At 43.3% G+C, this 14,699-nt stretch carries 13 protein-coding genes and 1 pseudogene; 5 read left to right on the forward strand and 9 right to left on the reverse strand.

Translation table 11 applies throughout. The annotated features are described in order from the left end of the window. Positions 1-355: 355 nt before the first annotated feature. The 5 genes from V7L29_RS25045 to V7L29_RS25065 all read right to left on the reverse strand — a co-directional run bounded on the left by V7L29_RS25045 (position 356) and on the right by V7L29_RS25065 (position 7,791). On the reverse strand, positions 356-745 hold the full coding sequence (locus V7L29_RS25045) for a hypothetical protein (RefSeq protein WP_334692243.1): 390 nt from the start codon (positions 743-745) through the stop codon (positions 356-358). Between the two features lie 669 nt (positions 746-1,414). Beyond that, the gene (locus V7L29_RS25050) at positions 1,415-4,063 is read right to left on the reverse strand and encodes a TonB-dependent siderophore receptor (protein WP_334737134.1); all 2,649 of its coding nucleotides are present in this window, start codon (positions 4,061-4,063) and stop codon (positions 1,415-1,417) included. Between the two features lie 134 nt (positions 4,064-4,197). Continuing rightward, positions 4,198-5,184 (reverse strand): helix-turn-helix domain-containing protein, encoded by a 987-nt coding sequence (locus tag V7L29_RS25055; protein WP_334737135.1) that lies wholly within the window; start codon positions 5,182-5,184, stop codon positions 4,198-4,200. Between the two features lie 1,153 nt (positions 5,185-6,337). Further along, positions 6,338-6,766 carry an AMIN domain-containing protein gene (locus V7L29_RS25060; RefSeq protein WP_334737136.1) on the reverse strand — a complete coding sequence of 143 codons (429 nt, stop codon included), beginning with the start codon at positions 6,764-6,766 and terminating at the stop codon, positions 6,338-6,340. Positions 6,767-6,864: 98 nt separating this feature from the next. Beyond that, a complete protein-coding gene (locus V7L29_RS25065) occupies positions 6,865-7,791 on the reverse strand; it encodes a helix-turn-helix transcriptional regulator (RefSeq protein WP_334737137.1) in 927 nt (308 codons plus the stop codon). A gap of 205 nt (positions 7,792-7,996) precedes the next feature. Between V7L29_RS25065 and V7L29_RS25070 the strand changes: the two genes are divergently transcribed. Next, complete coding sequence (locus tag V7L29_RS25070) at positions 7,997-8,293, forward strand: hypothetical protein (protein ID WP_334737138.1); 297 nt, start codon at positions 7,997-7,999, stop codon at positions 8,291-8,293. Positions 8,294-8,407: 114 nt separating this feature from the next. Next, positions 8,408-8,989, forward strand: a complete 582-nt coding sequence (locus tag V7L29_RS25075; RefSeq protein WP_334689620.1) for a Uma2 family endonuclease — start codon at positions 8,408-8,410, stop codon at positions 8,987-8,989. A 356-nt stretch (positions 8,990-9,345) separates the two neighbouring features. On the opposite strand, the gene V7L29_RS25080 is transcribed toward V7L29_RS25075, so the two are convergent. Further along, positions 9,346-10,413: a PepSY-associated TM helix domain-containing protein gene (locus V7L29_RS25080; protein ID WP_334737141.1), complete on the reverse strand. Its 1,068-nt coding sequence runs from the start codon at positions 10,411-10,413 to the stop codon at positions 9,346-9,348. Positions 10,414-10,465: 52 nt separating this feature from the next. Here V7L29_RS25080 and V7L29_RS25085 point away from each other — a divergent pair. Then, positions 10,466-10,696: pseudogene (locus V7L29_RS25085) on the forward strand (helix-turn-helix domain-containing protein); the annotation flags it as partial. Positions 10,697-10,742: 46 nt separating this feature from the next. On the opposite strand, the gene V7L29_RS25090 reads toward V7L29_RS25085, so the two are convergent. From V7L29_RS25090 to V7L29_RS25100, 3 genes are all read right to left on the reverse strand, one after another. Continuing rightward, entirely contained in the window at positions 10,743-11,165 is a 423-nt protein-coding gene (locus V7L29_RS25090; protein WP_334689906.1) for a hypothetical protein, read from the reverse strand. A 96-nt stretch (positions 11,166-11,261) separates the two neighbouring features. Continuing rightward, positions 11,262-11,531: a PepSY-associated TM helix domain-containing protein gene (locus V7L29_RS25095; RefSeq protein ID WP_334689905.1), complete on the reverse strand. Its 270-nt coding sequence runs from the start codon at positions 11,529-11,531 to the stop codon at positions 11,262-11,264. Between the two features lie 50 nt (positions 11,532-11,581). Beyond that, a complete protein-coding gene (locus V7L29_RS25100) occupies positions 11,582-12,727 on the reverse strand; it encodes a PepSY-associated TM helix domain-containing protein (protein ID WP_334737139.1) in 1,146 nt (381 codons plus the stop codon). Positions 12,728-13,083: 356 nt separating this feature from the next. Here V7L29_RS25100 and V7L29_RS25105 point away from each other — a divergent pair, with 356 nt between their 5' ends. Both V7L29_RS25105 and V7L29_RS25110 read left to right on the forward strand, forming a co-directional pair. After that, positions 13,084-14,085, forward strand: a complete 1,002-nt coding sequence (locus V7L29_RS25105) for a helix-turn-helix transcriptional regulator (RefSeq protein ID WP_334737140.1) — start codon at positions 13,084-13,086, stop codon at positions 14,083-14,085. A 112-nt stretch (positions 14,086-14,197) separates the two neighbouring features. Next, positions 14,198-14,699: AMIN domain-containing protein (locus V7L29_RS25110; RefSeq protein WP_442944257.1), on the forward strand; the 502-nt coding region annotated here is incomplete at its 3' end.

A 14,699-nucleotide genomic window follows, 5' to 3' on the forward strand; every position in this document is an offset into this window, starting at 1 on the left:
GGAGACTTTGCACATACGTGTGTTCGTGACCGGAGCCATTGGGTAGGTGGGTTCCGCAGTCGTCAAAGAGTTGGTCGGCGCTGACCACCATGTGATATCATGTCCGCCTAATTCTAATTAGTTATAATTCACGCATCTGTGCAAAAACCAGGAAACCCTCTTTCCCCCAGCTCCCTGCTCTCTGCCCCCCTGCGGTCTTAATGATAAGTCTTTAACCGGACATGATATGACGGGCCTCGCCCGTTCCGACGATAAGGTGATCGCGATCGCATTTATCGCACTTTAGCAATTAGTGCGTCACCGAATAGCCCATCGTAGACATCGCTCAATGCACATATCAAATTGTTACTACAAATCAGCTTGACGCATTAGGAGCGGCTGAGTGCGGGGTATGATCAATATTAGTTTGACGCGCAGTACGTTTGCGCTCGCTTTTACGAGTGCCTCCAGCCATTTGATATTCATGGCTATTGTTGCCAAACTTATGAGCAACGCCAAGCAAAATTTGCTCAGAGTAGTCTGCTAAATCTTTTTCTTTTTCAGCGATCTGAGTTAATAAGACATCAATAGTAGAGAGGATAGTATTGTAGCTTTCCAAAGATTGACGGAGGTCTCCAATTCTATCAGTATAATCTTTAACTGTTAAACCCACTCCGACATCTAGCGTTGGACTAATGGATTTAACGCAGGCTAGACGCATCTCTGCTTTACTGAGAACACCTGAATTGCGTTTTTGTCTTGCCATAATTGATACCCATTTCTGAAACTTCTCATAACTCTATAGTGGACAATTGTTTCCCAAATTGTCATACGTAAAATTATTGGTTTTTGTAAAAAAAATAACTTTTATCCTTGTGAGACAAACGTTAAGGCAGAAGTTACTTCCGGCTGCGCGAAATACGGTTTTGTCGTAGCAGAAGTTACTTAAAAGACGACAGAAGTTGCTTTTGGCTGCGCGAAACACGGTTTTGTCGTGGCAGAAGTTACTTAAAAGACGACAGAAGTTGCTTTTGGCTGCGCGAAACACGGTTTCGTCAAGGCAGAAGTTGCTTCAAAGACGACAGAAGTTACTTTTGGCTGCGCGAAACACGGTTTCGTCAAGGCAGAAGTTGCTTCAAAGACGACAGAAGTTGCTTTTGGCTGCACGGAATGCAAAAGTCTTCTCTTGGCAGGAGTGTTTAGAGACCTGAATACTCAGATCCCCGACTTTTTAAAAAAGTCGGATATCTAGCACCTGAGCATTTTATATTTAATTTACACCAATTTAAAAAAAGAATGCGACAGATACACATCTCCAAAACCTTGTCCTGTCTGGATTTTGAATTTTGAATTGGTATTAGTTAATTTATGCAACAGTAATTTGAAACTGTTGTATCATCTTAGTGATCGCTCCTTTCCACCCTATTAGTCTTTCCTAAAACTCCCACTGAATCGTGCCTTGCACTGTAAATGGCTCACCAGGGTAAACCCGTGTCCGGTTGGCAGCTGACTCAAAATAATCCACGTCGAATAGATTTTTGAAATTGAGTCCAACTCGGAATTGATCTCGCTTGTAGAAAATAGCAGCATCGGTGCGGAGATAACTGGGTAATTCAAACGTGTTGAATAAATCTCTTTGACGTTCGCCAGTGTAGAACAAACCCAGCCCGAAGCCTAAACCTTGTAATGAACCCTTTTGAATTTCGTAGGTTGTCCACAGGTTGAAGCCGTGTTTGGGAACGTTATTTAAGAAGTTGTCTTTTGGAAAGGTTCTATCTTCTTCAATCCGGGCATCGGTGTAGGCATAACCCCCAAAGATACTCCACCCAGGTAGAATCTCACCTGAGAGATCAAATTCAATCCCTCGGCTTCGCTGTTTTCCGGTTTGGATGAGTAACAGTGGATTGCTGGGATCAGTCGTCTGTACGTTTGTCCGAGCCAAGTCATAGAATGCCAATGTTGCAGACAATCGGTTACTCAAATCTGCCTTGATGCCCACTTCATATTGAGTTCCGCTCTCTGGTTGCGGAATGACGGTTGAAAACACATTTTGCGTTGGTACAAATGCGCGACTATAGCTGGCGTAGAGTGAAATGGGTGGAATCGGTTGGTAGACCACACCCACGCGAGGGCTGAACACCTCTTGTTGTTGAAAATCTGTCGTTGAGGTCAGTAGATCGACTCCGGTTTGATTGGCAATATCAAAGCGTCCACCAACCAGAAGCTTGAGGTTCTCGAACAATGAGATTTGGTCTTGGATATAAATACCCAAGGCATCTCCCTTGAATGTACTGATAAATACAGGGGTAGGCGTTGTTTGTGGGCGACCATACACTGGATTAAACACATCAAGCGATGTCGCTGGACCAAAAGTATTGTAAGTATATGTATTCAACCTGGTTAATGCAAACCCTGTTACGAGTTGATGCTGAATACTGCCTGTAGCAAACTTACCAACAACATAGGTGTCAAGGCTGTAGTAATCATTTTGAAAGTCTTGAATCCCACCTGACCGTGTCACGGTACGGTTATCATTTTGCAGCGTATTTGTGGCGATTGTATCTCTATCCAGGCGAACATACGCAGCTTGGAAAGCATTCCGTAACTGCCAGTTTTTGCTAAAGTTATGCTCAAGGTTGTAGCCAACTCGAAAGATACGATCATTGTTTTTGCCACCAGGCTCACCCAGGTAGCGACCCCGTGGAATATCGCCATTGGGGTTGGGCAATACTGAGCCAATCGCTGGGATACCTGTGTCAAATAATGACTTCTTCTCATCGATATATTCAAATTTTAGAGTCAGTGCCGTTTTATTGCTGATCAGCCAGGTTAACTTTGGCGCGACCACATAACGCTGAGTGTCTAAAAAATCAACAAAACTGTCACTGGTCTGCGCTCCCAGATTCAAGCGATACAGCAGCGTTTTACTGTCATTGAGTGGACCAGACAAATCGATCGCTCCCCGATAGGTATCAAAGCTACCGATTGTCCCTTGCACTTCATAAAACGGCTGACTGAGCGGCTGTTTTGTCACATAGTTGATCGTACCTCCAATCCCCCCTTGACCATAGAGAACAGAGGCAGGACCTTTGAGAACCTCAATCCGATCAACAATCGCAGCATCATAGCCAAGAAACTCACCTGAAAGATCGTATAGCCCGTCTCTGAGTGTATTGTAAGCCGTGAACCCTCGAATCACGAGGCTCTGGAAGATGGCACGCGATGAGACTCCTGACTGGGATATACCCGGTACATTTCTGAACGCATCATAAAAGTTCGTTGCCCCTTGATCGCGTAGCACCTGCTGAGGTACGACTTGAATCGCTTGCGGAATGTTGCGCCGAGGCGTATCGGTTTTGGTAGCAGTCGATGCATCTGGTACGCGATACCCGTCTTGTTCACCTGTCACCACTAACTCAATCGGCTCATCACCTGATGCCGATGGTTGAGTTGGTTGTGTTTCGCTGTCTGGCTGCTGCGCTTGAGGTATTTGTGATGGCTGTTGTGGAGAAGTTGCCGTTGCTGTAGTTGCTACCGCAAAAACCAGTCCTGCATCATCATCATATAAATCAACTGTGGGCAAAGCTGCAACACCTACCACTGTCACTCGCACAGTATTTGCATTAAGATTAATTACTGTTATCTCAGTAATTCCCGCAAGTGGTTTTTCAGAACTAAATGTAAAAGCATTGCCATCAGCTAAACGCAATTGCCCACCAGATACATCCACAATAAAATTATTACCAGTACTGCGATTTGTAACTTGCAGTTGATCCCCGTGAGGTGTCTCTAAAATCACCTCTACGCCTTTAGCAGTCGGATTTGCTTTTACGGACGTTATTTGTATAACTTTACCCCCCCTGTCTGACCCTTGGTTAGCGGGGCTGCTTGGTGTTGGCGACTGGACAAGCTCTTTAGCGCTGGTATTCAAAAGCTTTATCTCACTCAGTTGTCGAATCTTGCCCTCAGTTTGCTCCCCCGATCCGGCTTTATTAAGCGGGGATTTCTCCTGTGCCCAAACTGTTGGAGCAATCATGACACAGACGATACTTGCAATCAATGTCAATTTCAATGAATGACCCATGACTCTCCACACCAACTTAATAAAACTGATACTCAAGAAATTCTTTCAAAAACAGTACCAGGAAGTGAGAGCAATAGGTGATTGTTTTGCTGACTAGACGGAATTTTTTTACTGACTAGACGGAATTTTTCATTTTACTTAAACTGCCGTCGGTAGCAACCAGGGTAGCAACCAAACTTTTTGCGGAATGCTCTTGCCAGATATCCCGGATCTGCAAACCCGATCGCTTCAGCTACCTCTGCAACTTTCATTTCGCCCGTTGCTAGAAGCTGCCGCGCTTGCTCTAGTCGATAGTCATGCAGATAGCTAAACGCAGTTTTGCCAAACACTTTTTGAAAGCCTCGCTTGAGCGTGCAGTCATTTAGCCCTACCTGCCGTGCCAGTTCTGTTAGGGAAGGAGGATTGTCCAGCTGATTCAGCAACAGTTCTTTAGCATGATAGATGCGGTTTACATCCTCCGGTTTCAATTGCCAAACTGGATCTGGCAAATCCTGCTTTGCTTTTAAAAGTTCCAGGAGCAATGCCGTCAGTTCCCAGATTTTACCTTCCAAGTACATCTTCTGCGTCATGTCTTGATAGGGACAGTGCAACATTTGCTGTAATGTAACTTGCATCGCTGATGTGGTTGTTCCTATGTCAAGCGATCGTTCCTCATCTGGTGGTTTCACAAGATGCTCAAAAGCAGCAGGCAATTGCCCAGATGCATCGCCCACAAATGAGTATAATAGTTCAGGCGTCATACGAACTTCCATCCAAATCGCTTGCTCAACGGCTGGCAACTCCACAACTTTACCCTCTGATATGCCCTTGCCCCACAGAATATATTGTCTGGAGTTAACAGCAGTATTGTCGATCTGAAATCTTTCTGAACTGACGCAAAAGCCATAGTGTAAACAGGATTCAGGTTTTGATTCATTTGCGATCACAAAGTCATGGCGCAATTGCCAATTATGGATGAACAAACTTAGACCCTGCCGCAATTCAAAGTACTGTGCAATCCCCTGACCAATCAATTCAGGAATCTTCCAGCTTGTGATAAAGCCATTCGAGAGCAGAGGGTCTTTTTGTCGGGATGCTGCAACTATCTCCCTATAACCTGCTTGAGAAAGAATTATTGTCATAGCTGCTTTGAGTCAGTCTGGTGAAGTTGGCAAATATTATACTGGAATGCTAGTAGCAAATGAGAAAGATATCCATTAAATCTCAACCTTAGATAGCGATGCTTGCGGTGGTCACAGAAGCTCACTCGTAAAGCCCTACGGGCATGGCTACGCTAACGCGCAGCGTCTCGTAGAGAAGTGCGGAGTACGCCAACGCATTTGTTATTTTGGCGAACTCATTTGTGATTTCAGTAGTTGCATTTGCTATTATGGCGTAGGCGTAGCCCGCACTTCGGCAAGCTCAGTGACCATCGTAGACATCGCACTTCACGACTACCTATAATTACACCAGTATATAGATTAACGTTGACTTGTGTGCGATCGCCAGTTGGAAATTTGAGTCTGAAGCGCTCAAATGCATGATTAATTAGAAGATGCAAACATTGGCTTGCAAACGTGTGTCACCGAATAGCCCGTTGTAGCGAAAAGTTGAGCCAGTGCGTTGGACGGGTTTCCCGACTTGTTCGCTCTTAGCGTTCCCGCTCTTTAGCAACTGGCGTTGGAGCGGAGGCTTCCTCCATAGACGCAAAGCGGCTTGCCGCAGGCATCCAAACTTTTCAAGGCAGACATCGCCCAATGCCTAGTTAGATACTCTTATTGGTTTTTGTAAAAAAATAATTTGTGTCCTGATGAAACAAATGTCAAGACAGAAGTTGCTTTTGGCTGCGCGAAACACGGTTTTGTCGCGGCAGAAGTTACTTAAAAGACGACAGAAGTCGTTTCCGGCTGCGCGAAACACGGTTTCGTCACGGCAAAAGTTACTTCCAAGACGACAGAAGTCGTTTCCGGCTGCGCGAAACACGGTTTTGTCACGGCAAAAGTTACTTTCAAGACGACAGAAGTCGCTTCCGGCTGCGCGAAACACGGTTTCGTCGCGACAGAAGTTACTTCCAAGACAACAGAAGTTGCTTCTGGCTGCACGAAAACACAAAAGTCTTCTCTTGGCACGAGTGTTTAGAGACCTAAATACTCAGATCCCCGACTTTTTTAAAAAGTCGGGGATCTAGCACCTGAGCATTTTATATTTAATTTAGTTGATTTAGGCAACAGCAATTTGAACAAGTCATAGAATGCTAGAGTGGCACTCAGGCGATCGCCCCTGGCAACTGGAGAACTACGCTAAACTCGTGCTGAGTAAACGCAGTTGCGCGTTTGGAATATCGACAACAAAACTATTTCCCTGACTACGATTTGTAAGTTGCAATTGCTGCCCTTGAGATGTTTCTAAAATCACCTCCAGTCCTTTGTCAGTAGTATTGAGTTTTACACCTGTTATTGGAATTAAAGACTGAGAAAGCCACTGTTTGATGCTAGTAGCAGCACGGTTAATTTCGCTAAGATGAGGAATTTCACTAGCTGGTAGCTCACCTCGTTTTTGTCGTTTCACCCCACCGCCTACAGCATCTTTCTTGACGAAGGATAGCTTGAGAGGGGTTTGAGCAGTATTAACGTGTCTTAAATTTCCTTGGGCCCATGCGGGCGTAGCAATCAGCCACATCCATGTACTAACTATAAATAACAATTGACATTGTTTAGTCAACATTACCACACAAAACTAATAAAAAACAATATCAAGAAGAATACAAGTAAATCAGGTGTGATAGATGAGATATTAGAGAGCTAGAGGGAATTTTTCGAGAGCTAGAGGGAATTTTTTCGTTGTTTCTGATACTCCTTGGGATTTGATCCAAAATGCTTGCGGAATGCTAATGCAAAAGGACTGCGGTCTGTATAGCCCACTGCTTGAGCAACTTCAGTGATATTCATCTCTCCAGTTTTTAAAAGTTGTCGTGCCTGCTCTAAGCAATAATTGCGTAAGTAGCTAAATACTGTAGTCCCAAAAATTTGACGAAAGCCTTGTTTTAAAGTAAAGTCATTCAAATTCACCCGTCGAGCTAGTTCTCTTAAGGAAAGAGGATTGTGCAGATTCTCAAGTAAAATGTCTCTGGCGTGATGAATGCGGTCAAAATCTTCTGGTTTGAGTGTGCCGAGATGTTGCCTGCCCTCTTGCATTTCTAGTTCTTGCTCAATTATCAGTGCCATCAGTTCCAGAGTCTTGCTTTCTAGATACATCCGCTTGAGCAACCCTTGATGGGGGCAACCTAGAATTTTCTGCAACGTGATTTGCATTGTTAAGGTGGTTGTCCCCACGCGCGTGTAATACTCCTGGCTTGGTTTTCTAATCAAATGATTCAGACTTATTGGAAGTTCCCCTGAAGGATCGCCAGCAAAAGAACGAAAGAGTTCTGGAGTCATGTGAACTCCTAGACATAAATGCGGTTGCCGTGCCGAGAACTCCTCAATCTCTTTAGGTGCAACACCACTCCCAGTAAAAAAATACTTTCCGGCACTAAAGGTCATAGAACTTTCTTTACACATATGCCGAGTTTCTGCAACTCCTGAAAAGACGAAACCATATTCCAGATGATGTTCACGCTCCTTGACTTTTGTAATTACAGTGTCATGAAGCTGATAGTTACTAATACATAGTTCCAATCCCTCTCGCAATTTAATAAATCGAGACTGTCCCTCACCGAGTCGGGGCGGGTGCTGCCAGAGGATATCCAATGAATCGAAGGGATCGTAAAGGCGTATGGTGTCTTGAGTTTCTAATAATACTTCTCAGTAAGCATTCGCTGAAATGGTGATAGAGTTGGGTTTACTTAGGTAGATTCTCAATCTCATCTACTGCATGATTCGCTTAGATGAGAATAATTTGTATCTTTATAGAATCGCCTGACTGGATTATGAAAGGCAAGGGCGATCGCTATCAATGCTTGCTTCGCCTGTAACTCTATCAACCCGTACAAGCGGTACACTTGTTAAAAATTTGTTGCTTTTGCAGATATCACCCTTCAATATATGCTCCAATGCAGAGGTCGGTTCTGATGGGGAGCAGCCATCAGACACAAGGCGGAAAGTCCGTGTAAATCTTGCTAGGTTTTACGTCGTATACACCAGATGTTTCACTTGGTATGGCGGAATTCAACATGACAGAGAAAGACCTTTGCAAACAGCCTCTAAAGAAAAGCGATCGCATTTATCGCATTTACCGCATTTTTGCAATTAGTGCGTAGGCGTAGCCCGTCGTAGACATCACTCAATACGCATCAGATCCCCGACTTTTTAAAAAGTTGGGGATCTAAGCTAAACTTGCATTGAGACTCATCGTGGAGTAACCTTGATGCTACATATTAAACATAGATTTCAAAGCTTTGAAGAATACCTATCTTATAATGATGGCACAGATAAACTCTATGAGTTATTTAATGGAGAGTTAATCGAGATGCCTCCAGAATCAGGAATTAATGTTCAGATTGCCACATTTCTATTAATTCAATTTGCATCTCTACTAGATTATAGAAGAGTGCGAGGACATGGTTTAGAACTGGAAGTCAGAGGAGAACCTAGAAACCGTTACCCCGATCTGACAATTATTCGCCAAGAGCATATTCAGCAGTTAGCAAAACGTAATACTATTCGCTTAGAGATGCTACCGCCTCTACTGGTGATTGAAGTGGTTAGTCCAGGAGAATTGCAACGAGATAGAGATTTTATCGCCAAGCGATCGCAGTATCAAGATTGTGGGATTTCTGAATATTGGATTATTGACCCCGAAGCTCAAACTATATTAATCTTAGAACTGATTGACAAAACTTACACTGAGATAGGTAACTTTTCTGGTAATGATTTAGTTGTATCGCCGCAATTTAGTCAACTAAATCTCAAAGTATCACAAATCTTTGATGCAGTAAATCAAGCTTAAAGATAAATTGCGTTCGGCTTTGCCGTTGCCCCTTAGGCAATCGCCTGTTTTGGTACGATTGCATTTTCCCTGCGCGATACCTTCTGTACGAGACGCTGCGCGTAGCTTGCTTCCCCGTAGGAGTACGCTAACGCAAGTACATAGCTACCAGGCACGTTTGACAAAGATTTAGCAGACACAATTCTAGTTGCGATTGTGCTTTGCACACACTATGCGATCACCAAACGCTACGGGATTTCCTTACTCACCCATAACGCTAACATTTTGAATTATCTTCATGTGCAAACGGTTTGGTAATTTTTCTGAATTTTTCGCTTTTAATAATTTTAAAACTCCTTAAAATTAATGTTGATAATCTAATTCTTTGCTCTTAACTTAACCATTTTTATAGTCTGCGGGGAGCGATTTTTTCCTTTGTAGCGATACCACCACATCACAAAGCCACTAACAAACAAAATTAACGGTGCAAGTCCGACAAATAGGTAAAAAATGCGAGATGGCAATCCCCAGAATATACTAAAGTGTAGAATACCAAAGGAGTTGAGGATGCGATCGCCCAATGACGCCTGCAAAGAACTATCGACTCGCAAAACCTTACCACTGTATTGGTCAAGATAAACACTGCTTAGACCATGAGCTAGATTTTCTTGGGGAAGTTTAAAATCAACTACTAAAGCTTCTTCTGGTGTAGTTGGAAAAGTAATCTTCCTGAATTCTGCTTGAGGTAAAGCAGCTTGAGCCGTTTGTAATTGTTCTGTAAATCCTAATGGAGAATGACCCGCAACAACAACAGAAACTGGAGTTGGTAGCGGCTTAGAGAAGGTGAGTGCATAGATCATCGGGTTGACGAATTCTTCAAAGCTCCAGCAAAATCCTGTGAAAAATGTGAAAATGAGAAATACTGATGCAATCACCCCACCAACTTTGTGAATATCAAAGTAAAGCCGCTTGGGATGGGCGTTCCACTTGATTTTGAAGCCAGATATCAACTTGCGCCAACCAGGCCAAAGGATAATACCTGAAATACTCATAAACGACATCAGTAAACCAATAATACCCACAAACTTATAGCCAATGTCACCGCCTAAAAGCCTCATGTGGAGTCCAAGGATAATGTCAAAAGACTTTTGGATGAAGCTTGGCTGCAAGTTATTACCCAGAATTGCTCCGGTATAAGGGTTAACGTAGTTATCTGTCGATTCGTCTTTTTTGGTTTTCACGCTTACAATCATCGGCTCATGTGGCTTCGTTGGCCAGTAAATAGCCTCGACTGGTGGTTTTGGTTGCGAAGCATAGGTTGTTTTGACAATGTTCAAAACAACCTCAACTGGCAGCATTTCACTTTGAGGGGCGATTGTGCTGATTCGGCGCTGCGGATCAAAGGTGCGAATTTCGGACTGGAAGACTAATAAACTACCAGTTATATCATGTTCGGATAATCACTTATGATAAAAGTAGGGATGAAAACGATGAACTATGCCGAAACGAATCAGTATAACCACGCATTTAGATATTGCTGAGTTAGAACAGCTTTACCGTCAGGCCAAAGACGGAATAGAAAGTCGTCAATACCAGATTATATGGTTACTATCACAAGGGAAAAAGACGGAAGAAGTAGAGGAAGTCACAGGCTACAGCAGAACATGGATCTACGCATTGGTTAAACGGTATAAGCAGTTGGGTATAAGTGGAATTGGCGATCGCCGCAACTGAATATTATTTTCTGTTTGCAGTTGAGCAAGTACAACAGTCATCACCAGCAATGTAAAGCCAACAGCGATCGCTCCTCATCTGGTGGTTTCACAAGATGCTCAAAAGCAGCAGGCAATTGCCCGGATGCATCACCCACATTTGTCAAAAAAATAACTTGTAGCCTGCTAGAACAAACGTCGAGGCAGAAGTTGCTTTTGGTTGCGCGAAACACGGTTTTGTCACGGCAAAAGCTACTTCCGAGACGGCAGAAGTTGCTTTTGGTTGCGCGAAACACGGTTTTGTCGCGGCAGAAGTTACTTTCGAGACGACAGAAGTTGCTTTTGGCTGCGCGAAACACGGTTTTGTCGCGGCAGAAGTTACTTCCGGGACCACAGAAGTTGCTTTTGGCTGCGCGAAATACGGTTTCGTCGTGGCAGAAATTACTTCCGGGACGACAGAAGTTGCTTTTGGCTGCGCGAAACACAAAAGTCTTCTCTTGGCACGAGTGTTTAGATATCTGAATATTCAGATCCCCGACTTTTTAAAAAAGTCGGGGATCTAGCACCTGAGCATTTTATATTTAATTTAGTTGATTTACGCAACAGCAATGTTGACTTAAAGTTTGTGTAGTCTGCACAGAGCGATTTTTTCCTTTGTAGCGATACCGCCATATCACAAAACCAGTGATGAATAGAATTAACGGTGCAAGTCCGACAAAAATGTAGAAAATACGAGATGGCAATCCCCAGAATGTACCGAAGTGTAGAGGAACAAAAGAGTTGGTGAGTAGTAAGTAGTCGTTATGAACTAGAAGACTGGGGAGCAGAGGAATAGAGGAACTGGGGAGCAAAAGAAAAATTCTTTCCTTTTCGCTTTCCCCTTTTCTCGATGTCCAATACCCTAACTCTTACCTAAACGCTCAATTATTCTCACAGTCTGCTGTTGGCGATTTTTCCCTTTGTAGCGATACCACCACATCACAAAACCAGTGATAGACAGAATTAGCGGTGAAAGTTCTACAAAAACATAGAGAATCCGCGTTGGTAGTCCCCAAAATGTGCCATAGTGCAGTGGTGAAAATGAATTCATCACTGCTTCTGCCCGTGTCGGTTTCAGCCCATTCTGTAATTGCAACACTTTACCTGTGTATTGGTCAAGATAAACCTGACTATAACCGTACTCTGCTGTTTCTTGCGGTTGTTTTTTACCGACTGTATAAACCTCTTCTGGTTTTTGAGGAAGGTTGATATAAGTTGTAGCAGCACCAGGTAGCGCTGCATCAGCTTTTTGTAAAATTTCGCTCAGTTTCAGCGCAGACTTACCAGGAATTGGTTTAGAAACTGGATCTTTTATAATTGGTGTAAAGGTAGCTACATAGATGGCAGGTTTAGCAAAATCGTAGAAGTTCCAGCAAAAACCTGTAAAGGCAATAAAAGTCAAGAAGACAGCCGCAAGAATGCCTGATACTTTGTGAACATCAAAGTTGACTCGCTTGGGATGAGCATTCCACTTGATTTTGAAACCAGAGATTAACTTGCGCCAACCAGGCCACAACACAATTCCTGTAATGCTAAGAATCAACAGCATAAAAGCCACAATGCCGACAATGATTGTACCGATTTCACCTGCAAGGAGTTGATAGTGGAGTTTAAAAGTCCAGCCGATAATTGTTTCCTCCCAATTACGAGAACCCATAACTATACCTGTGTAGGGATTGACGAAAACTTGGAGAGATTTATCATTTGGAGCTTGTAGCCAAAAACTATAGAGAAGGTGAGGGTCTCTTAGTGTGTTAACGCTTGAGATTTTCAGGTCTGGTTGCTTGGCATAGGCAGTTTTGACGGTTTCTAGTACGGATTCTATCGGCAGGGGTTTGTCTTGAGGAATGACTTGTCCAAATTGTTGACTTACTAGAAATTCGTCAATTTCGCGCTGGAATACCAACAAAGAACCAGTCAAGCCGACGATGATCAGTACTAACGCTGCGACTAAGCCAAGGTAGCGGTGTAAGAAAAATGCAATGTTTCGGAGTGATTTAGATTTCATGATAATGCTCCTCAGCTATGACTTAGAATCAAATGGAGATCGTTGCAGAAAAACGCTTAGATGAGAATAATTTCTATCTTTATAGAATCGCCTGACTGGAGTATAAAAGCAAGGGCGATCGCTATCAATGCTTACTTCGCCTGTAACTCTATCAACTTGTATAAGCGCTACATCCCTCAAAAATGTTTAAGTCCCGTTAGCTCGACTTTATCCATTTTGTTGATATAGCTGTAGCCAACAAGGTTAAGACGTAAACTAAAAGAGTTGCCATAGCGTCTGAAACCGTTCTCAACCAAGCAACGTCCTTATATGGCTATAGCTATAATTAATCTCAATAAGTTCTAGTCAAATGAATAATGACCATTATTATTCCAGCACAGGCGCACCGACAACTCTTTCAAGAAGTGAATGAAACTCCACAAAATAACGACCCTGATGATGAGTTAGATATTACCTACAAGTATCCCCAAGCATTGGGAGAAGGACATTATCGACGAGTTGAGTTGCGACAGAGTTTATTGTTGGAGATTGAGAGCTATCAGCGCCATGACAATTTAATAATACAAAGCATTGACCGTCCACATCCTTTGGAGTTTTGGTTTATGCTTTCAGGACAGTGGAGGGAAAGCTCTCTTTGGGCGGTTAATGAGACGGAAACGGGACAGTACGGTTTTTTCGGCAGTGGTATGGCTGTTAGAGGAGAAGATGAGTTTTTACAAGGACGGCAACTTTTGGTGGGTGTGCATTTAGAACCAGAGTTGTTGCAGTCCTTTATTGGCAATTCTTCTGGAGAATTACCAAAAGCATTGCAACACTTGACGCGATCGCCACAGCAACCTTACCACTTTCGCTCCAACGTCATGACTCCAATGATGCAATATTATGTGCAGCGAATATTGCATTGTCCCTATCAAGGTATTATCAAGCGCACATACTTGGAAAGCAAAGTGCTGGAACTGTTAGCACTGCTGCTGGAGCAAGAAGCAGAAATTCAGATGGGAAGCCGGACACCCAAACCGCTAAAATTGGGAACATTAGAGCGGATTCTTTATGCCAGAGACTTGTTATTGCAACAGATAGACAATCCACCTTCTACCGCAGAACTGGCACGCTTGGTCAAACTCAATGAGTATGCACTCAAGCGCGGGTTTCTACAGGTATTCGGCAAGCCCTTGTTTACTTATCTCCACGATTACCGCTTAGAACAGGCGCGTCAACTACTAGAAACTGGGAACATGAAGGTGAGTGAAGTTGCTCAAAAAATCGGCTTTGCCAGTCGCAATTACTTTGCTGCTGCTTTTAGGAAGAAATTTGGCATCAACCCTAAACAATACTTGATGCAACACAAACACTCCTGATAGCGACCAAAAAAAACTCCCGCTAGCGACCAAAACAGCTTTCTCATGGCACGAGATTAATGATAGTGTTTGTTGAAAAGAATTCTTGTTTGAGTTTGGTGTGGGGTAACAAGTGAAACAAAAGCAGTTAGTAAAGATTTTCTTACTGACAATTTCCGTTTGTCTTTGGGGTGCAATGAGTGCAGTTGCTACAGAAGTATCCAAGCAAAAGGGAGAGAGTAAATCTGTGGCATCGGCATTATGTAATTCCAGGTCTATTAAAGAAATTCCCACACTCAGTCAGATAGAGCGTCCCAACACTAGCGCCACCATGCTAGTGCAGTCGCCAGCAAGAGCAACTCAAGTTGTACCAATTACAGGAGTGAAAGCTAATTCCACTCCCCAAGGTGTCGAGATAATTTTAGAGACAACCCAAGGGACTCAATTGCAACTCACAAATCGTAGTACTGGTAATAATTTTATCGCTGATGTATCTGGCGGACAATTGCGTTTACCGTCAGGCAAGGCTTTCACATTCCGTTCAGACAAACCCATTGCGGAAATTACTCAGATAACAGTTACGAATATTGATGCAAATACTGTGCGAGTGACGGTAGTGGGAGAAAAGGCTTTGC

The sequence above is a fragment of the Nostoc sp. genome (genome assembly GCF_036916575.1).
GTDB lineage: Bacteria > Cyanobacteriota > Cyanobacteriia > Cyanobacteriales > Nostocaceae > Nostoc.